The organism is Rhizobium rhizoryzae (assembly GCF_011046895.1).
GTDB classification, from domain to species: domain Bacteria; phylum Pseudomonadota; class Alphaproteobacteria; order Rhizobiales; family Rhizobiaceae; genus Neorhizobium; species Neorhizobium rhizoryzae.
Genome location: NZ_CP049250.1, coordinates 2,065,401 through 2,085,180, shown reverse-complemented (window position 1 = coordinate 2,085,180; position 19,780 = coordinate 2,065,401). Strand labels below are relative to the sequence as shown.

Genomic DNA, 19,780 nt, shown 5'->3' with positions numbered 1-19,780 from the left:
TGAATTTCCCGCCTCGATTGAGGCGACCTATTCGGCCGCCTCAGTCTCTTCCTCGCTGTCCTCGTCACTCAGGAAACCGCCGGACTGCCGGTTCCACAGATCGGCATAGACGCCACCATGGCTGACCAGTTCCGCATGCGTTCCCTGCTCGATGATGCGGCCCTGATCGAGTACGATCAGGCGATCCATCTGCGTCAGCGTGGACAGCCGATGCGCAATGGCGATGACGGTCTTGTCCTCGATCAACTCGAACAGGCTTTCCTGAATGGCGGCTTCCACCTCTGAATCCAGCGCAGAAGTCGCCTCGTCCAGAATGAGAATGGGCGCATCCTTGAGGAACACGCGCGCAATCGCGATACGCTGGCGTTGGCCACCGGAGAGCTTGACACCTCGCTCGCCCACATGGGCGCTCAAGCCCGTCCTGCCCTGCTGGTCGGCGAGCGTCTGGATGAATTCCCAGGCATTGGCCCGCTTTGCGGCCTCGATAACGTCCTCATCGGTTGCCTCGGGACGACCATAGGCAATGTTGTCGCGGATCGATCGATGCAGCAAAGACGTGTCCTGCGTCACCACGCCGATGTTTGCACGCAGACTGTCCTGCGCGACATGCGAGATAGTCTGTCCATCGATCAGGATCTGCCCCTTCTCGACATCGTAGAACCGCAACAGCAGGTTCATCAGCGTCGTCTTGCCGGCACCGGAGCGACCAACAAGGCCGACCTTCTCGCCTGCACGAATGGTCAGCGAGAAGTCTTCGATCACGCCCTTCTTCTTCCCGTAGTGGAAACGAACGCCATCGTAGACGATCTCACCCTTCGGCACAGTGAGCGCCTTGGCCGCAGGCTTGTCGACGATGTCATGCGGCTTCGTCATCATGCCCATGCCGTCGTAGATCGTGCCAATGCTTTCGAAGAGCGCGGCCACTTCCCACATGATCCACTGCGACATGCCGTTGATACGCATGGACAGACCAATGGCGACAGCAATCGCGCCCACCGAGACATTGCCCTGAAGCCAGAACCAGATGCCAAGCGCGGCCACCGAGAACTGAACGATGGCATTGTTCACGTCGACCGCCATGTTGAGCAGGGAAATCTGCCGCATCTGGCGGTGAACCGTACCAAGGAATTCGTCCATGCCTTCGCGGGCATAGGTTTCCTCGCGCCCTGCATGGGAGAAGAGCTTCACCGTTGCGATGTTGGTATAGCTGTCCACGATCCGGCCCGTCATCATGGAGCGCGCATCAGCCTGTTCGCTGGAGCTTTTGCGCAGACGCGGGATGAAGAAGCGCAGAATGAGGCCGTAGATGATGATCCACACCACCAGCGGCACGCCCAGCCGCCAGTCCACTGTCGCGACCAGGGCAAGCATGGAGACGAAGAAACTGATGGCGTAGACGAAGACGTCGATGATCTTGATCGTGCCCTCGCGCACGGCAAGCGCCGTCTGCATGACCTTGGTGGACACGCGACCGGCAAATTCGTTGGCAAAGAAGGTCATGGAGTGACGCAGCAGGAAGCGGTGCATCTGCCAGCGGGCAATCATGGGGAAGTTGCCAGCCAGCACCTGGTGCATGGTCAGCGTATGCACGATGCCAAAGGCAGGCAAAGCCAGCAGCAGAAGCGCCGCCATGCCAGCCAGACGCCAGCCTTCATTAGCCAGAAATGTCGCGCGGTCGGCATTGCTCAGCCAGTCCACGATATTGCCGAGGAACTGGTAGAGAAACACTTCCAGTACCGCTATGCCCATGGAGCAGATCCCAAGCAGCATAAGCCAGGGCCAGACAGGCTTGGTGTAATACCAGCAAAACGCCAGCAGGCCCTTCGGGGGCAATGCGGGATCACCCGCCGGATAAGGGTTCACACGTTTTTCGAACCAGGAAAACATGATGTAAAGGCTCCGTCGATCGGAACGCATTGCCGCCGTCCCGTGCACTTGGTGCGGGACATGGTGAGGCAAATGCAAAATTCAATTGGCGAGGCCATGATGCGGCCACGAGATGAAATGAAACGGGAGTTTGGCGAGAACCGTTAAGCGCTCACACCAGTGCCACAAGATTGGGCCGGAGAAGGCGCATACGCACGGTCATATCCATGTAGGGCCTCCTTGTCTGGTGTGTTGGTTGTCTAGCGCTCGGGTTGCGAAGCGTGTAGCACCTCCGGGAAAAATTGGAAAGCCGCAATCTCGGAGTGCCCTCGAAAGTCCGCGATCGTGTGAATGTCGCGTGACAGGCCCTGTGGATGAGGCAAACCCAATACGTCTTCTATCCCTGACTTGGTGACCCCGCATGACCACAGCCCTGCGTATCGCGCTCTATCAGCCGGATATTCCCGGCAACACCGGCACCATTCTCCGCCTCGCAGCCTGCATGGGCATCGGCGTCGACATCATCGAGCCCGCCGGCTTCGTGCTGTCAGACAAGAACCTGAAAAGAGCCGGCATGGATTATCTTGCAAGCGTCACCATGACGCGTCACGTCAACTGGCAGCGGTTCGACGCGTGGCGGCTGAGCGAAGGCCGCAGGCTTGTGCTGGCATCGACAAAGGCTGCCGAGCGCTACACCGATTTTGTATATGCTGAAAACGACATACTGCTCTTCGGCAGGGAAAGCGCGGGCGTGCCGGATGATGTTCACAATACGGCGGATGCGAGAATCATCATACCCATGGTCGAAGGACAGCGTTCCATCAATGTGGCCATGTCCGCAGCAATGATTACCGGCGAGGCTCTGCGGCAAATCGCCTGGCGGTGAAAAGCAGCTACAGGTAGTATTGGCGAATGCGAAGGATTATGACACACTCAGTGTGCAGCGCACAATTATGATGGCGTGAGCGGGCCCGAACGTCTGCCGCACCAGTGTCACGAACATAATTTAGGAACGAACACCGCAACCGGAGACACGTCGATGTTCCCTTCAGCATTTACGCATAACATCACGCAGTTTGCCCGTACTCTCAGCCTGCCGGAGCGTTTCCAGCATTCACCGATCCGCAATCTCTCGCTGGAACATTTGCGCCGCCGCAACGCAACGCTCGACACCCTGTTCTACGACGTCAAATGCGTGACGGCAGAAGAAGCCTTCTATATCAGCAGTTGTCTCGCAGCCGAAGGCGCGATCCTGATCGTGCCGCCCACAGGCGCAGATCCCCTGCGGCTTTGCGATACCGTGGACGATTTCTTCCAGGCGGGTGGAGCAACGATCGAGACACTTGCGATCGCCGGTGTCGGCAGCTCCGCTCTCGGCTCTGCGGCGCTAGGTCGCAATATCGCAGATGCGACAGGCAAGCCGGTGGCCGTGGTCATTTCGGGTTACGGCCTCGCAGATGCGGTGACCGAAGCCATGGGCGGCTATTTCCTGTTTGGCTACATGAACTCCGTACGCCATGCCTTCGAACAGCTGGATGAATTCTTCGGCCGCCCGCAATTCGGTGTTGCCACCCGTCTGAGCACGGACAAGCTTTGCCAGGGCAGTCTCGACACCCAGACGGTACGGGCGCTGCTGGTCGACCCTCGTCTGTCGCTGAAGTTGCTCGTCGGTCACTCGAAGGGCAATCTGGTCTTGTCGGAAGCGCTTTATGATCTGGCCGAGAATGAGAAGGAACGCGCGCGCCAACTGGCGGGAGCACTCAAGATCGTGACGATCAGCGCCCGTATCGCCATGCCACCGCTGTTCCGGGATGTCATCGACATCATGGGCGAATGGGATTGGTTCGGCGAACTCAATTCGCGAAAGTCCATTCCCTCTGACCGGATCGTCCCGCAGGCACTGCATCATACGAATACGGAACTGCCGAACCACATTCCGGTAACGGCACTCCTGAGCGAACTGCTGTCTACACCGGCAATCATCCCGGTAGCGGAGCAGGTTCAAAGCCTTGCTGTTGAGAAGCCTGAAGCTCACATCCCGGCAGATGCCGCAGAGCAGCCCCTCGCAATCGACGTTGCTGCGCCGGAGATGGCAGAAGCAAGAATGGACAGTGTCCCGGAAGCGAGCAATGAGCCGCCCGAGGAAGCCGGTCAGCAACCGGATGTCATGATCGAGGCCGTCCCCTTGCCATCGCAGCCGGAAGACACGCGGGAAACCCTGCTTATAACAACAACGCCTGCTCCGGCAGAAGAGACCAAGGTTGTGGCGGCACCCCTTCCCTTCAAGCCAAAGCGCGGCTTCCGCAGAGGGAAGTAAGCGTTAGGCGGGTCACAGAGCGACAGCAGAAGAACAAATTGAAGGGGCCGGTAGAACACTCTACCGGCCCCTTCTCTCGAACCACCTCCCTCGGCATTACTAGGGACAAGGGGCATGCCGAAGGCAGGTTCAAACAAAAACATCTATTGCAGGGCGCGAAGCGTAGCCGCCATTGTTGTATTGGTAATATTGAGGCCAGTTTCCCGAAGTTTCGATTGAACTGAAAGGGCAGCAAGCCTTGCGGCATCTTGCTCCATGCCGGTGTCGATCAAACCTCGGACATCACCGCCGACAGTTTCCATGATCCGCGCAACTGTCGCCGATGCGCCGCCGACACGAGCGCCCGCGGCATTGACGCCAACGGAAGCGTCCGTCAGGCCGCGCATCATGCTGCCAACGGCGGAAAGCATACCCTCGATCTCGTCATTGCCGACGGAACGCGACACCGATATCTCCCGGGACGATGGAGGAACTGCTATCTGGGCGCCTGCTTCTAGCAGGTGATAATCATAAGGCGCACCTGATCTTGTGATGCCGGAATAGGATCGCGTCAGCAGTCCGTCGCTTGCATCCTCCTTGGCAACGAGGGTCGATTTCGCCGTATCGAAATCGATGATGTTTATCGCCACGTCACCATTCCGATCAGAGCTGACGGAGCCCACGATCGACTGGACCTTCGGCACTTTTCCTGTTTCGCTCTGAAGCCAGTTCTGGCCTTGGAACGATCCCGCCTGGGCGATGTCCAACAGTCGGCCCTTCAAGTCGGAAAGCGCCGAGTTTACACCGTCCTTATCAACGCCAGGGGTCTTGGCGAGATAGAGCTTCGACTGGATGTCGGACATGACCTCGGTCGCGGCGTCAAGCGCGACGGACGCCTTGTCGGTCAACGCCGCCGAAAGAGCCTGCGCGTCCTCGGCGCTGGAAAGAGAAATGCTGCTGGACTTCACCGTCGTTGCGATGGACCAGTAAGCTTCGCTACCTGCCGTTTCCGCGACCCCGCCAGCTGGCGCGGCCCGCTCTGACCTCACAGGCTGTGCGCGCGTCGACTCGGTCCGCCCGGAAATCGGTAAACGGGTCAAATCAGTGAGGATACTCGACATCAAAACTCCGCTGAGCAGAGCCGGCTACACGTGACCGGTTCAGTGCACCTTTTAGCGAAGAATGTTTTTGGGTTCCGTTTCGGAAACAGCTAAAGCTTTACGGAATACCGCATGATTGCAGCCTCAATCGGCACTCGGTAGTCGCCGCATCGTAAATTCGATCTCATCGCCGTCGAGCTGACGCCAGCTTTCAACCTCGGTCCAGTAAGCGGCCTTGGGGAAGGTATCGAACCATTCGCGTGCTTTCTGGCGTGCTTCCGGTCTGGAAAGACGGAAAGTTTCCCGCACGAAATGGCTCCGACCGGCTTCACCCTGTGACTGCCGGTGCCGGTCGATCCGTCGTTTCAAGCCGTCGAGCGGCGGTGATGTGAATTTCGCCATGCGCTCTTACCTCTGACAGTCAGATAGTAGCAGAAAGAGATAAAGCGAGTCGAATCGTCTGCGACACCGGTTGCGATTGCGTCCGAGCGATTGCCTGTTTAGAACCCCTCCAATTCATCACGCGCGCATCAGCGGATTCGAGGACAAAATGGAACGACCGCAGATTCCGATCGGCCTGCCCGACGACATCGAGGACAAGAAGCTGCGGGCACGTCACTGGTTCGAGCATCTGCGGGATGAAATCTGTGCATCGTTCGAAGCCCTCGAAGATGAACTGTCCGGCCCCTTGTCGGATCGCGCTCCCGGTCGCTTTCGACCGAAGGACTGGCTACGCGAAGGCGGCGCCGGTGGCGGTGGTCGCATGTCGATGATGGAAGGCCGCGTTTTCGAAAAGGTTGGTGTCCATACGTCCACGGTGCACGGCGAGTTCTCCGAGGAGTTCCGCAAGCAGATGCCGGGCGCGTCCGAGGATCCGCGTTTCTGGGCATCCGGCATCTCGCTCATCGCGCACCCGGTGAACCCGAATGTTCCTGCCGTGCATATGAACACACGCATGGTCGTCACCTCTGGCCTCTGGTTCGGCGGCGGCGCGGATCTGACCCCCGTGCTCGACCGGCGCCGGACGCAGGACGATGCTGATTCGCAGGCTTTCCATCGCGCAATGGAAGAACCTTGCCGCAGACATGCCCACGTCGCGGATTACGAAAAGTTCAAATCCTGGTGCGACGACTATTTCTTCCTCAAGCATCGCAACGAGGCCCGCGGGATTGGCGGCATCTTCTATGATTGGCTCTATCCCCGCGAAGAAGCTGGCGGTTGGGAGGCAAACTTCGCCTTCACTCAGGATGTCGGAAAGGCATTTCGCGATATTTATCCGCAGCTTGTCCGCAAGAACTTCAACATGGAATGGACCGAGCAGGACCGCGACGAGCAACTGGTTCGCCGCGGACGGTATGTGGAGTTCAATCTCCTCTACGACCGCGGAACGATCTTTGGCTTGAAGACCGGCGGCAACGTCGAGTCCATCCTGTCGTCCCTGCCCCCTTTGGTGAAATGGCCCTGACGCGCCCGTGAAGGGGTGTGACTGCAAAGTCCATTGACAAACTAGAGATCCGTATCATCCTCATCCGCATTACTACACTGGAGGAGGATCATCATGGTCGCGTCAGGCAGCGTAGCAGTCCCCCCGAACACCCCTCAGCAGACAGAGACCTCTCGTTTGCTGGCAACTCCCGAATTGATTGACCGATTGGCTGCGGAACTCAGAGCCCGCAGTGATGCAGACCTGCCCCATGCGTTCTATGTCGCGCAGGTTCGCCGGCAACTCGCATCCCAGGCGAATGAAAACATCCCCGGATCGTCGGAACCACAGCGTCGGGCGGGCTCGGCTCACCCCTCCGTTTTCCACGCCTGGGCGCTTTCGGACTAAGCATCGGGCGAAAAAGTGGAATCCGGTTTTTCGCTCAACGGATGCGTCAACAAAGAATTTAGAGCGGCGGGCCGTTGCCGATTAGTCGCCCGACGCTCTAGGCATCGCTTTCGGGAACCGGCAGGTTTCCCGCCCGTTTAGACCTCGGAGACACGTTGAGGAGCGCGTCTCCGAGCGTTGAAAACGGGAGATGTATCATGAGACAGTTTGAATGCGGGACACTGGTGCCCGGTTGTGATTGGCATACACGCGCGGATCAGGACGCGGAGATCGTCCGCCGGGCTGTTGACCACATGCGCACGGCCCATGGCGAAACCGTTATTCGCGAAACCATGGTCGAGCACATCAAGGAGCGTATCCGCGACGAACGTGCCGAGCCTGCACAACCCGCTGGCTGACAGCCGTCAGTCAGCCTGCTCAATGATTGTAGCCAGCCGGGTGGTCAATGCTGCCCGGTCGTCGACAAAATTTCGCTCGACCCACTCGGCCTCGAGTTGTCCCAGGACCTTTCCGAACTTTGGGCCCGGCGTCAGCCCCAGTTCAACGAGATCGGCACCGCTGACTGGAAATTGAGGCTTCACGAAAGCGATTGCCCGCTTCAACAGGGTGTCAAGCTTGGCCGCCTTCAGCATCTCGTCATTGTCATCAACGGCCTTGGCCCTGGCATTGACCAAGGCGAGCCGCAACCGCATGATGATCCCGGTCACGCCCTGCCGATAAAGCGCGCGATCGAGGGCGGCACCCGCCATATCGGGTGTGATTGAGGGCGCTGCGGCAAATGATTGAAGAGCCTCCGCCTCCGCGCGTGACAGGCGCAGCCTGTCCGCCATCACGCGAATACGCTCGCCGTCCGGCGGGATGATCGCCGCCAGCCGTAGCATGGGATCCGGTTGCCATTTCAGAGCCGTCTCGGTCGCAACCAGACCATGGATCGCGTCGATGCCCCATTTTTCCGTTTCAGGCAGCACCGCCGTCAGCACGCCAGAGGTGCGCATCCACAACAGGGCGCGCGAAGGATCAGGCGCTGCCAGCAGCTTTCGCAGTTCCGACCACACACGCTCGGCAGACAGACTATCCAGCTTGTCCTTGGCCCGCGCACTGGCGCGCAGGCCATCGGCATCCGGCCTCCCCGATCCGTAATAGGCGAAGAACCGGAAGAACCGCAGCACACGCAGGTAATCCTCGGCAATACGTTGATGTGCGTCTCCAATGAAGCGCAGGGTCTTCGTCTCGATATCCGGCAAGCCGTTGACGAGATCGACGACATCGCCATCGGCCGTTGCATAGAGCGCATTGATGGTAAAGTCTCGCCGCTCTGCATCCGCCTGCCAGTCGGTGCCGAAGCTCACCTTTGCGCGCCGCCCGTCGGTTTCCACATCCTGCCGAAGCGTGGTGACCTCGAAGCCCCGACCATCGATCACCAGCGTCACGGTCCCGTGGTCGATGCCGGTCGGCACAGCCTTGATGCCAGCCGCAGCAGCCCTTTCCATCACGACCTGCGGAAGATTGGTCGTGGCAAAATCCACGTCGCTGATCGGCGCGCCCATCAGGGCATTGCGGACAGCACCGCCAACCACACGACCTTCACCGCCATCAGCGTTCAACAAGGCAAACACCCGCTGGACAGCCGCATCCTGCAGCCACGCCTCATGAGCAAGGTTCACCGTCATGCATAAAGCCTTTCGTAAAGCGTGCGCAGAATGCCTGCGGTAATGCCCCAGATGTTCCATTCGCCATAGGGCATTCGGTAGAAATAATGGGTTGTACCGTTGAAATCGCGGCTGTCGCGCTGATGGTTGGCAGGGTCCATCAGGAAGGACAATGGCACCTCGAACACCTGCTCCACTTCCGTCGGGTTCAACCGAAGCTCGAAACCGCGTTCAACCACTGACAGCACAGGCGTGATGCGGAAGCCCGTCGCGGCAAAATAATCCGGCAATCGCCCCACCGGCTGAACAAAGCGTGGATCGAGACCGATTTCTTCCTCGGCCTCCCGCACTGCTGCCCTTTCAACGGAGCCATCCTCGGGATCAACGGCTCCGCCCGGAAATGCAATCTGACCCGAATGCTTGCGCAATGTCGCGGTACGTTTCGTGAAAATGATCTTCGCGCCGTCGGCGTCATCGACAACGGGTATCAGTACGGCCGCATCTTTCAGCTTGCGGGCAGAAACCTCCGCAATGATCGCAGGGTTGAGTATGTGGTCCCCATGCTCGGCGGATGCGAGATCGAGCGGGCTGCCCGACTGGTTGAGGGCACGGCGCCGGAACTCGGCAGCGGAGTAGAAGGCTGGGTTCAGCAGCAGCTCGCTCATTGGCTCAACGCATCCAGTTCATCCGCGGGCATCACCGGAAAAAGACACGCGCCGGATCGCAGCGCGAACATCTCTCTGCCATCGATCTCGACGGTCTCGCCGCGTTCGACCAGATCATACATCACGGCGCGGGAAACAAGCGCCTCCAGCCGCCCGCGCACGAGGACGTAGGGTTTGAGCTGTCGCTTTTCACCAGCAATCTCGAAACGGAGGGGATGCTCGGCATCGACAGAGACGAGGTCACCCACATTTGTGCGAAACGTGATGACCGGCAATCCTGCCTTGTCGGCCACATTCATTTCAACGGCCAGAAACGGCGCATCCTCCACGCGGATGCCGACTTTTTCCACAGGTGTGACGAGATAGGTCTTGCCGTCTTCATCCTTGCGCAAAACCGTGGAAAACAGGCGCACCAGGGCCGGTCTGCCGATCGGGGTACCGAGATAGAACCAGGTACCATCGGCACGAATTTCCATATCCAGATCACCGCAAAAAGGCGGGTTCCAACGCTCGACGGGCGGTAATCCTCGTTCACGATTGCCGGTCTGATCGGCAGCGCGTGCGATCATGGCTGCCAGTCCCGCAGCGTCGCCTGCCGCTCTTATTGTCTCGTCTGCCATAATTTCATTCACGCTTGCTGTTAATGCAGTGCTCTGTCACGAGATAGTCATTCACAACGTCCTTGTCAGCCGCTATCGCGGGAATAAGTTGAAAAGGGCGAATTCTACACTTGATCGAGACGATTCGTTCGCCCGGCATAATGCCGGGTCAGAAGAGCCAGATGGAGACCGAAAATGGGCGTCATGACTTCCACCGAAACTCCGCTGGACGAAAAGGCGATCGTCGCTGCCGCCGAGCAGGCGCTCGCCGACATCTCGACGGTTCGATCGGAAGTCTCCAAGGTCATCTTCGGCCAGGAGCACGTTGTCGAAAACACCCTTGTTGCAGTCCTCTCCGGTGGCCATGCCCTTCTGGTGGGCGTGCCAGGCCTTGCCAAGACGAAGCTGGTTACGACGCTTGGTACGGTGCTGGGGCTTGATGCCAACCGCATCCAGTTCACACCGGACCTGATGCCCTCCGATATCCTCGGCACCGAAGTAATGGATCAGGACGAGAACGGCCGCCGCTCTTTCCGTTTCGTCAAGGGTCCGGTCTTCGCGCAGCTTCTGATGGCGGACGAAATCAACCGTGCCAGCCCGCGCACCCAGTCGGCACTGCTGCAGTCCATGCAGGAATATCACATCACGGTGGCTGGCCAGCGCTATGATTTGCCCTCGCCGTTCCACGTTCTGGCAACACAGAATCCGCTGGAACAGGAAGGCACCTACCCGCTGCCGGAAGCGCAGCTCGACCGTTTCCTCCTTCAGGTGGATGTTCTCTACCCGGATCTCGCCGCCGAACGTCAGATCCTGCTCGATACCACCGGCATTGCCGAGGCACGGGCAACAAAGGTCATCGAGGCATCGCGCCTCCAGGAAATCCAGAAGCTCATCCGCCAGATGCCGGTAAGCGACAAGGTGGTGGATGCGATCCTGTCCCTCGTGCGCTCCGCCCGTCCTGGTCAGGGCAATACAATGACAGACCGTCATGTGGCCTGGGGTCCGGGTCCGCGAGCCGGTCAGGCACTGATGCTGTGCGCGCGCGCCCGTGCGCTCTATGAAGGCAGGCTAGCCCCCTCCATTGATGATGTGCACGCTCTTGCCGAACCTGTTCTCCAGCACCGCATGGCCCTGACATTTGCCGCGCGTGCCGAGGGCATGTCGGTGCGCGATGTCATCAGCGGCCTCGTCAAGCAATCGAACGCCTGATTGGCGATCCTGTAACATGCGTCATCGTTCAAAGGAGCAGGCGTGGCATCCATAGGCCAGATCGTTTCCCAGACACCCGGCAGTGAAGTTCTTGCGCGCGCCCGCCAGCGGGCAGCACTCGTGCCGGATTGCATGGTGGAGGCGAAGCGGATTGCCAATACGGTGATCTCCGGCTGGCATGGTCGCCGCAAGCGCGGCGTTGGCGAAAATTTCTGGCAGTTCCGCCCCTATACCGATGGCGAAAACCTCTCCCGCATTGACTGGCGACGGTCTGCTCGAGATGACCACGCCTATGTCCGTGACCGCGAATGGGAGGCTGCCCACACGGTCTGGCTCTGGGCCGACATGTCCCCGTCGATGATGTACAAGTCTACCTACGGCATGGTGTCCAAGGAAAGCCGCGCCCTGGTTCTGATGCTGGCGCTGGCTGAAATCCTGGCGCGGTCGGGCGAGCGCATCGGCTGCCCGGGCGTGATGGAACCTGTCTCCGCCCGCAACGCCGCAGAAAGGCTGGCAACCGCCATCATGCATGCGCCGCCGACCGAAGGCCTTCCTCGAACGGACATGATCCGCGGCGCCAGCGACATCGTTCTCATCGGTGACTTTCTGGACGATGCGGACAAGATCATGGAACGCCTCTCGCCTCTCGCAAAACGTAGCCTGCGCGGACATGTGATCGAGGTCGCCGATCCGGCGGAAGAGATTTTCCCCTATGCTGGCCGCACGGAATTCACCGATCCGGAAACGGGTGAAAAGCTGACATCCGGCCGAGCCGAAACGCTGCGGGACGACTATCAGCGCGCCTATCTCGCGCGCCGTGAAAATCTTGGCCAGTCGTTGCGCCGGATGGGCTGGAGTTTCATCTTCCATCGCACGGACCACCTGGCGTCAGAGGCGCTGGTGGCCGTTCACGGTCATCTGTCCGGCAATCCGCCACGCCTGGCAGGAGGACGCTGATGGGAGCCCTCGCCTTCGCAAGCCCATTCATCCTCATCGCACTTGTGGTGCTGCCTGCCATCTGGTGGCTGCTGCGCCTGACACCACCGAAGCCGCGTTCAGAAATATTTCCGCCGCTGGCCATTCTCGCCAAGGTTCTGAAGCGGGAGGAAACCCCCGCCCAGAGTCCCTGGTGGTTGACGCTTCTGCGGATGCTGATGGCAGCCGCACTGATCTTCGCCATTGCAAACCCCGTTCTGAACCCCCGGACCGGCTCCTTGAACAATGGGGGGCCACTTGCTCTGATCGTCGATAACAGCTGGTCCACGACCGCCGACTGGCAGCGTCGCGTGGAAACGGCTGCGATGTTGATTGACGATGCGGAGCAGGCCAACCTGCCGGTTTCCATCGTGTTCACGACGGATGCAACGCATGACGCGGTCCCTGCAAGTGCCGCCGCTGCCCGTGAGAAGCTGGCCGCAGCGCAACCCAAACCACTTCCGCCCATGAGAGAACGCGCGGCAGATGCCCTTGTCGAAGCCTTCAACGGCTCGCGTCCCGGCACTATCGCATATCTGAGCGACGGCATTGCAACGGCTGAAGACGCGGACATGGTGGCAGACCTCTCCAGTCTGTCGGCGGCAGATGTGCGCCTGATCACCGGTGAAGGCTCAAACGCGGTTGCGCTGACGCAGGCTGCGAACGATTCGGGGGCCATGAAAGTGACCGTCGAGCGCCTGTCGCGCGATAGTGCCCGCAGCCTCACCGTCAACGCACTCGATCAGCAGGGTCGTTCACTCGCAACCGCGCCCTTGAACTTCGCGGCAGGCGCTTCAACGGCCACGGCTGAAATTGCAGCGCCATTCGAATTGCGCAACGACTTCGCACGGCTTGCAATCGATGGCCTTGCTACCGCAGGATCGACCCATCTTCTGGATGATGGCTTCAAGCGTCGCCGTGTTGCCCTTCTCTCCGGCGATAGCAGCAATGAAGTGCAGCCGCTTCTTCAGCCGCTCTATTACATCAGTCGCGCCTTGCAGCCCTATGCGGACATCATTGAGCCCAAGAGCTCGGATCTGACGGCATCGCTGCCGGAGGTTCTGAACACCAATCCATCCGCCATCATCATGGCAGATATTGGCCGCTTGCCTGCAGAAACCTACGAGCCGCTGCAACGCTGGCTGTCGCGCGGTGGCGTGTTGATTCGTTTCGCCGGTCCGCGTCTCGCAGCGGCACCGGCAGACGATCCGCTGGTGCCTGTCAATCTGCGCCGCGGCGAGCGTGCGCTGGGTGGCGCTCTTTCCTGGGCGGAACCGCAGCCGCTTGCTGATTTTCCAACGATCGGGCCCTTTGCCGGGATGCCACGCGCGGGAGACGTCACCGTCAACCGTCAAGTGCTTGCCGAACCCTCGCCGGATCTGGCGGAGCGCACCTGGGCAAGCCTTGCCGATGGAACACCGCTGGTGACCACCCGTGAGGTAAACGCCGGCCGCATCGTGCTTTTCCACGTCAGTGCGGAGGCAACATGGTCAGACCTGCCTCTGTCCGGATCCTTCGTTGAAATGCTGCGCCGCCTGATGCAGGTTGCCCGTGCCGGTGGAGCGCAAACCGCTTCGCAGGGCGGAGAGGCTGCCGTGGCCCTGCCGCCCTATCGGCTGCTGAATGCTGAAGGCGTTCTGACAACTCAGATCGGCTCGGCAAAACCGCTGACGACAGCCCCGGGGAAGGTTACATCCGCATCCTTCGATCATCCGCCAGGGCTTTATGGCAATGAGGACGGCTTCAGCGCGGTCAACCTGCTGCCCCCAACAGCCAAACTCGAACCCGTCAACATGTCTGCCGAGGGCATGACCGTTGCCCGTGAGGGTCTCATTGGCCGCGAAGCCGTGTCGCTGAGGCCTGCGCTGTTCACGCTTGCGCTGATACTCCTGCTTCTCGATACGCTGATTGTCCTTGTCATGAATGGTGCCTTTTCCAAAGCGGCTCGTCGTGGCCGGATTGCGGCTGTCCTCGCAACTTTGATTGCTCTGCCCTTTGCCCTACCCGCTCCGCCCGCCCATGCAGCGGATGCGCGACCCGGTGACGAACAGGCGCTGGAGCGGCTGGATACGACCCACCTTGCCTATGTCATCACCGGCGAGCCGGAAGTAGACCGTATCTCGGAAGCGGGCCTCGAAGGTCTCACCCAGTTCCTGACATTCCGCACAGCTCTCGAACCCGGCGCGCCGGTTGGCCTCGACATCTCAAAGGATGAACTGGCCTTCTACCCGATGATCTATTGGCCGATCTCCGCAACAGCGCCTATGCCCAGCGCGGCAACAATTTCGCGGATCGATGCCTATATGCGAAACGGCGGCACGGTTCTGTTCGATACCCGCGACCAGATCTCGTCGTTCGATGGCAGCTCGACCTCAGCCAATGGCCAGCGGCTGCAGGACATTCTGGCCAACGTCGATATTCCGGCATTGGAACCAGCGCCCGCCGACCACATCCTGACGCGCGCCTTTTATCTCCTGTCCAATTTTCCGGGTCGCTACAGCGGAAGCCCCATGTGGGTGCAGGCTCGCCAGGAAGCGCGCAATCCGGATCGTCCGCTCGCCGCGTCCGGGGATGGCGTCAGCCCGATCCTGATTACGGCCAACGATCTGGCGGGTGCCTGGGCGATCGATGCAAACGGCATCCCGCTGCTGCCGACCGTGCCCTCGGACGAAATGCAGCGCGAATATGCCTATCGAACCGGCGTGAACATCATGATGTACATGCTGACCGGCAACTACAAGGCGGATCAGGTTCATGTGCCGGATCTGCTGCAGCGGCTTGGCCAGTAGGATATCGGGATGAATATTGAATTCTCACCCTTTCTGCCGTGGTCCGTTCTTGTCGTTCTTGGCGTTTTCGCACTTGTGCTGGTCGTGCTTTCGCTTTGGCGCGGCATGCGGGGCGCAACGCTTCGCGCCGTTGCGCTTGCTGTTCTTCTCCTGTCGCTGACCAATCCAACCCTGACGCAGGAAGACAGGGAGCCCCTGTCGACCATCGTTCCGGTGATTGTGGACCGCTCACAGAGCCAGCAAACGGCCGAGCGTACCCGCCAGACTGATCAGGCATTACAGGCACTGACCGACCGTCTTTCACGTTTTCCCCGCATCGAGCCGCGCATCGTTGAGGTGAAGGATGAGGATACCGACACACCCTCGACCCGTCTCTGGTCCTCGCTCAACGCAGCGATCGCGGATGTTCCGCCTGCGCGGGTGGGCGGCGCGATCTTCCTGACGGACGGACAGGTGCATGATCTGCCCGGAACAAATCAGGATCTCGGCTTTACCGCACCGATCCACGGACTGATCACCGGTCGTGCCGGAGAATATGACCGGCGCGTCCAGGTCGTAAAGGCGCCGCGCTTCGGCATTGTCGGAGAAGAGCAGGAGATGACCCTTCGCGTGGTGGACGAAGGTCCGGCACCGGGCGGGGCTGCGTCCGTCACCATCCGCATGAACGGCGAAGTGATTGGCAACCTGCAGGCAAATCCGGGCGTTCCGATCCCCTTCCGCTTCAATGTGCCGCGTGGTGGCAACAACATCATGGAGTTCTCCGTGCCGGAAGTGGCCGGAGAGGTGAGCGCCGCCAACAATCGCGCCGTCCATGTCATTGATGGCATTCGCCAGAACCTGCGCGTTCTGCTGGTATCAGGCGAACCGCATGCCGGTGAGCGCGCATGGCGCAACCTGTTGAAATCAGATGCCTCCGTCGACCTGGTGCATTTCACCATTCTTCGGCCAAGCTTCAAGCAGGATGGCACGCCGATCAACGAACTGTCCCTAATCGCCTTTCCGACGCGCGAATTGTTCATCGAGAAGATCAATGATTTCGACCTGATCATCCTCGACCGCTACCAGAACATCGGCACGACCCCCATCCTGCCGATGCTCTATTACGATTATATCGCGCAATATGTGGAAAAGGGTGGCGCCCTGCTGGTGGCAGCAGGCCCGGAATATGCCGGCGATTCGTCAATTGCGCTCACACCACTCTCTACGGTTCTACCTGCCCTGCCGAGCGGCAGCGTCCACAATGCTCCGTTCTTCCCGCGACTTTCGGATGAAGGCAAGAAGCACCCTGTGACGCGTGGACTGGATGGCGCAGCCGCAGAGCCGCCGGCCTGGGGACGCTGGTTCCGCACGGTGGATGTGGATCCGCCGCAGGGCCAGACAGTGATGCTGGGCGACGGCACCCGCCCTCTCCTCGTCCTGGATCGAAAGGGCGAAGGGCGTATTGCTACTCTCTTGTCCGATCAGGGCTGGTTATGGGCCCGAGGTTTCGAAGGCGGCGGCCCGCATGTGGCGCTCTACCGGCGCATTGCGCACTGGCTGATGAAAGAGCCGGAGCTCGAAGAGGAAGCGCTGACTGCGCGCGCCGTCGGCCGAACCCTGGAGGCGACGCGCCAGACCATCGGCGACGATCCGGGTCCAGCGACCATTCGCTATCCGTCGGGCAAGACAGAAACCGTCGCCTTCACGGCGGCAGGTCCGGGTCTCTACCGGATCGAGAAGCGGATGGATGAAACCGGCCTGTTCGAAATACGCAATGGCGACCTCTCGACGCTGGTTCATATCGGCAATGTCGATGCGCCCGAATTCCAGGCCATGATTTCCACCGGCGATGTACTTGCACCCTATTCCCAGAAAACGCGGGGTTTGATCAGCCGCGTGGCCAATGGCGACGGCGTGACGATCCCCGATCTCCTGCCTGTGCGTGGCGAGGTCAGGATCAATGATCCAAACCGGATGGTCATCCGCATGACAGATGAAACCGTGCTGAAGGGTATCGATTCGACACCGCTTTTCGCCGGTTTTGCAGGACTGGCAGCGCTTCTTCTGGCAATTTCCGCCATGTGGTGGCGCGAAGGACGATAAATGGCATTTGATCTGGTTGTTTCCGACGTCGTGACGCCGGATATGGAAGAGGCTATCCGAGGGCCTCTGGTCGCGTACAACAATGCGCGGTTCGGCGAGAGCAGCAAACGCGACCTCGGCATCTACCTCCGTTCAGAGACTGGAGAGATCACGGGCGGATTGATCGGCTGGACGGCCCGCGACTGGCTCTATGTTCAGCTGCTCTTCATACCGGATGAAAATCGCGGTCATGGCCTTGCTGGCCGACTCTTGAGCATGGCGGAGAACGAAGCGCGTGCACGAGGCTGTGTCGGGGCCTATCTCGACACCATGAACCCAGATGCGCTGCAGACCTATCTGAAATACGGCTACAGGATCATCGGCAAGAACGGCCCGATGTCCGGCGGCCAATTCATCACTTGGCTGAACAAGGTTTTCTGAGAAGCTTATTCCGCGGCGAGAGCCAGAGCCACCGGTTGCCAATCCTGCCAGGCAATTTCGCCTTTCAGACGGGCATGAACATTTTCGCCAAGTGGCACGACCAGAATGCGCGCCGGATCGGTTGGTCCCGGGAAAGTCAGCGCGTTGTAGGCAACACGCTCGAACCCGAGGGGCATGTAATAAGGAGCATCGCCGACAAGAATGACGGCCTCAGAGCCCTTACGCCGTGCGGCCTCGATTGCGATGCGAACCAGTTCACGTCCGATACCCCGGTTCTTGTGCGATGGCCGCACGGCAAGCGGCCCCAGCAGATGCCCGTCAACCCCGCCTGCTCTCACTGCGGTCATCCGCACAGAGGCAATCGTCTCGCCGTCATCGGCGCAGATGAAGGAGAGCGAGCGGTCATGCGGACCCTGTTCGCGAATACGCTGCGATGACTTGGTGAACCGACCGGGACCAAAGGCCTCGGCATTGATCAACTCGATGATTTCATCGTGGGAAGCATCTTCAGTGAGGTAGACGAGATCGTGCTTGTTCATGAGCAGCCAGACCATATAAGACAAAACAACGGCATTGTGAACGACGCCAAGGGGGCGTCCGGCAGTTCAATCAACGTCGTCGAAGTGTCAGGGTCTGGGCCATTGTCGATTTCCTCACTTGGAAAATCGCAATAACAGTAAAATTTATAGTCGTCTATCGAAAACACACTGTCTTCATTGCGGAACTCGCTTTTCATTCGAGGACTTGTATCGTTGCAACGACGACAGCGAGGAGAATGAACGCATGGGAATGCTTGTCGAAGGCCAGTGGCAGAACGTCTGGTATGATACGAAGTCGACGGGCGGGCATTTCAAGCGCGATGCCTCCCGCTTTCGCAACTGGATCACGCCGGATGGCTCTGCGGGTCCGTCCGGTCAAGGCGGCTTTAAGGCAGAAGCGGGCCGCTACCACCTTTATGTATCACTCGCCTGTCCCTGGGCGCACCGCACGCTGATTTTCCGAACCCTGAAAAACTTGGAGGACATGATCAGCGTATCCATCGTCAGCCCTCTGATGCTCGATAACGGCTGGGAATTCAAAACGGAGGATGATCCGGATGCAACGCCGGATCATCTGTTCGGCAGTCGCGCACTCTGGCAGGTCTATGTGCGCGCGCATTCGACCTATTCAGGCCGCGTAACGGTGCCGGTTCTCTGGGACAAGAAGAACGAGACGATCGTCTCTAACGAATCGGCGGAAATCATCCGCATGTTCAATTCGGCCTTTGATGCACTGACGGGCTCGACGCTCGACTTCTATCCATCATCGTTGAGAACAGAGATTGATGCGCTGAACGCCCGCATCTACGATGCGGTCAACAACGGCGTCTACAAGGCTGGATTTGCGACGACGCAGGCTGCCTATGAGGAGAATGTGACCGCGCTATTCGCCATGCTGGATGAGCTCGACCGCCGCCTAACACAACAGCGCTATCTCTTCGGCAGCCAGTTGACGGAAGCGGACTGGCGTCTTTTCACGACCCTTGTGCGGTTCGATCCGGTCTATGTCGGCCACTTCAAATGCAATATTCGCCGCATCGCTGATTATCCAGCACTCTCGGGATATCTGCGGGATTTGTATCAGCACCCCGGCATCAGGCAGACGGTCAATCTCCGCCACATCAAGCATCATTATTATCGAAGCCACAAGACGATCAATCCGACAGGTGTGGTGCCGGTTGGACCACAACTCGATCTCGACACACCCCACGGTCGGGATCATTTATGAGCCTACCAGATCTCCTGCTTTGGCCTCTCGCCTGAAAGCTCTTCCAGCCGCCGCAACGTCGCGGCGGTGACATCTACGGGCAGATGGTCGAGAGAAAAGAATCCGCTCTCGGCAATTTCCCGGTCAGGCGCTCGTGGCGCCGTCTGCCGCACATTCACCCGGTAGAGGATCACGTGGTCTCGCTTGCTGGCGCGACTGTTCTGATAGACCTGAAACAGCAGCGGCTCGCCATCGATCTCCAGATTGCCTTCCTCTCGCAACTCTTTCGCCAAGGCAGCCGCGGCGGTTTCTCCGTGTTCGACGCCCCCGCCCGGAAGATACCAACCCGGAACATAGGTATGGCGGACCAGAAAGATGCGGCCTTGCGCGTCAAAGCAAGCTGCGCGAACCCCGAGCGTCATGCCCCGCGTGAAGGCAAACAGCCGATGCAGGACGGAAACGATAACCCTCGTCCTCAATCCGCTGATTTCCTGTATTCCTTCATTGCTCATGCGGGTTGCCCCCTTGGCCTGCAAGCTCTATGTCTCGAGCA

19 protein-coding genes are annotated in these 19,780 nt (G+C 59.7%); 11 read left to right on the top strand and 8 right to left on the bottom strand.

Annotation, left to right across the window (positions count from 1 at the left end; translation table 11 throughout):
- Positions 1-27: 27 nt before the first annotated feature.
- Positions 28-1,887: an ABC transporter ATP-binding protein gene (locus tag G6N80_RS15990; protein ID WP_165135220.1), complete on the bottom strand. Its 1,860-nt coding sequence runs from the start codon at positions 1,885-1,887 to the stop codon at positions 28-30.
- Positions 1,888-2,287: 400 nt separating this feature from the next.
- On the opposite strand from G6N80_RS15990, the gene G6N80_RS15985 reads away from it, so the two are divergent.
- Both G6N80_RS15985 and G6N80_RS15980 read left to right on the top strand, forming a co-directional pair.
- Positions 2,288-2,752 carry a tRNA (cytidine(34)-2'-O)-methyltransferase gene (locus G6N80_RS15985; RefSeq protein WP_165135217.1) on the top strand — a complete coding sequence of 155 codons (465 nt, stop codon included), beginning with the start codon at positions 2,288-2,290 and terminating at the stop codon, positions 2,750-2,752.
- 153 nt (positions 2,753-2,905) lie between these two features.
- A complete protein-coding gene (locus G6N80_RS15980; RefSeq protein WP_165135214.1) occupies positions 2,906-4,183 on the top strand; it encodes a hypothetical protein in 1,278 nt (425 codons plus the stop codon).
- 143 nt (positions 4,184-4,326) lie between these two features.
- Here G6N80_RS15980 and G6N80_RS15975 read toward each other — a convergent pair whose 3' ends face one another.
- On the bottom strand, positions 4,327-5,283 hold the full coding sequence (locus G6N80_RS15975; protein ID WP_165135211.1) for a flagellin N-terminal helical domain-containing protein: 957 nt from the start codon (positions 5,281-5,283) through the stop codon (positions 4,327-4,329).
- Positions 5,284-5,406: 123 nt separating this feature from the next.
- Positions 5,407-5,664, bottom strand: coding sequence for a hypothetical protein (locus G6N80_RS15970; protein WP_062553981.1), 258 nt, complete (start codon positions 5,662-5,664; stop codon positions 5,407-5,409).
- Between the two features lie 148 nt (positions 5,665-5,812).
- On the opposite strand from G6N80_RS15970, the gene hemF reads away from it, so the two are divergent.
- The 3 genes from hemF (at position 5,813) to G6N80_RS15955 (ending at position 7,491) form a co-directional block, all read left to right on the top strand.
- A complete protein-coding gene (hemF, locus tag G6N80_RS15965; RefSeq protein ID WP_165135208.1) occupies positions 5,813-6,727 on the top strand; it encodes an oxygen-dependent coproporphyrinogen oxidase in 915 nt (304 codons plus the stop codon).
- 93 nt (positions 6,728-6,820) lie between these two features.
- On the top strand, positions 6,821-7,093 hold the full coding sequence (locus tag G6N80_RS15960; RefSeq protein WP_062553979.1) for a hypothetical protein: 273 nt from the start codon (positions 6,821-6,823) through the stop codon (positions 7,091-7,093).
- 197 nt (positions 7,094-7,290) lie between these two features.
- Entirely contained in the window at positions 7,291-7,491 is a 201-nt protein-coding gene (locus tag G6N80_RS15955; protein WP_062553978.1) for a DUF1059 domain-containing protein, read from the top strand.
- Positions 7,492-7,497: 6 nt separating this feature from the next.
- On the opposite strand, the gene G6N80_RS15950 is transcribed toward G6N80_RS15955, so the two are convergent.
- Genes G6N80_RS15950 through G6N80_RS15940 form a run of 3 tightly spaced genes read right to left on the bottom strand, consistent with a single transcriptional unit; the run spans position 7,498 to position 10,027 of the window.
- Positions 7,498-8,763 carry a CCA tRNA nucleotidyltransferase gene (locus tag G6N80_RS15950; protein WP_062553977.1) on the bottom strand — a complete coding sequence of 422 codons (1,266 nt, stop codon included), beginning with the start codon at positions 8,761-8,763 and terminating at the stop codon, positions 7,498-7,500.
- Complete coding sequence (locus tag G6N80_RS15945; protein WP_062553976.1) at positions 8,760-9,407, bottom strand: CoA pyrophosphatase; 648 nt, start codon at positions 9,405-9,407, stop codon at positions 8,760-8,762. The genes G6N80_RS15950 and G6N80_RS15945 overlap by 4 nt, the downstream gene beginning before the upstream one ends.
- Positions 9,404-10,027 carry a DUF1285 domain-containing protein gene (locus tag G6N80_RS15940; protein ID WP_062553975.1) on the bottom strand — a complete coding sequence of 208 codons (624 nt, stop codon included), beginning with the start codon at positions 10,025-10,027 and terminating at the stop codon, positions 9,404-9,406. Before G6N80_RS15940 ends, G6N80_RS15945 begins: the two co-directional genes overlap by 4 nt.
- Positions 10,028-10,201: 174 nt before the next feature.
- Here G6N80_RS15940 and G6N80_RS15935 point away from each other — a divergent pair, with 174 nt between their 5' ends.
- From G6N80_RS15935 to G6N80_RS15915, 5 genes are read left to right on the top strand one after another with little or no spacing between them, the layout of a single operon-like run.
- Positions 10,202-11,215, top strand: coding sequence for an AAA family ATPase (locus tag G6N80_RS15935; protein WP_062553974.1), 1,014 nt, complete (start codon positions 10,202-10,204; stop codon positions 11,213-11,215).
- A 42-nt stretch (positions 11,216-11,257) separates the two neighbouring features.
- Positions 11,258-12,172 (top strand): DUF58 domain-containing protein, encoded by a 915-nt coding sequence (locus tag G6N80_RS15930; protein WP_062553973.1) that lies wholly within the window; start codon positions 11,258-11,260, stop codon positions 12,170-12,172.
- The gene (locus G6N80_RS15925; RefSeq protein ID WP_165135205.1) at positions 12,172-14,979 is read left to right on the top strand and encodes a DUF4159 domain-containing protein; all 2,808 of its coding nucleotides are present in this window, start codon (positions 12,172-12,174) and stop codon (positions 14,977-14,979) included. The genes G6N80_RS15930 and G6N80_RS15925 overlap by 1 nt, the downstream gene beginning before the upstream one ends.
- 9 nt (positions 14,980-14,988) lie before the next feature.
- The gene (locus G6N80_RS15920) at positions 14,989-17,061 is read left to right on the top strand and encodes a hypothetical protein (protein ID WP_165135202.1); all 2,073 of its coding nucleotides are present in this window, start codon (positions 14,989-14,991) and stop codon (positions 17,059-17,061) included.
- On the top strand, positions 17,062-17,481 hold the full coding sequence (locus G6N80_RS15915; protein ID WP_165135199.1) for a GNAT family N-acetyltransferase: 420 nt from the start codon (positions 17,062-17,064) through the stop codon (positions 17,479-17,481).
- 5 nt (positions 17,482-17,486) lie between these two features.
- Here G6N80_RS15915 and G6N80_RS15910 read toward each other — a convergent pair whose 3' ends face one another.
- Positions 17,487-18,020, bottom strand: a complete 534-nt coding sequence (locus G6N80_RS15910; protein ID WP_062554735.1) for a GNAT family N-acetyltransferase — start codon at positions 18,018-18,020, stop codon at positions 17,487-17,489.
- Between the two features lie 244 nt (positions 18,021-18,264).
- Here G6N80_RS15910 and G6N80_RS15905 point away from each other — a divergent pair, with 244 nt between their 5' ends.
- Positions 18,265-19,248 (top strand): glutathione S-transferase family protein, encoded by a 984-nt coding sequence (locus G6N80_RS15905; protein ID WP_062553969.1) that lies wholly within the window; start codon positions 18,265-18,267, stop codon positions 19,246-19,248.
- Positions 19,249-19,250: 2 nt separating this feature from the next.
- Here G6N80_RS15905 and G6N80_RS15900 read toward each other — a convergent pair whose 3' ends face one another.
- Positions 19,251-19,739 (bottom strand): NUDIX domain-containing protein, encoded by a 489-nt coding sequence (locus tag G6N80_RS15900; RefSeq protein WP_165135196.1) that lies wholly within the window; start codon positions 19,737-19,739, stop codon positions 19,251-19,253.
- Positions 19,740-19,780 lie beyond the last annotated feature (41 nt).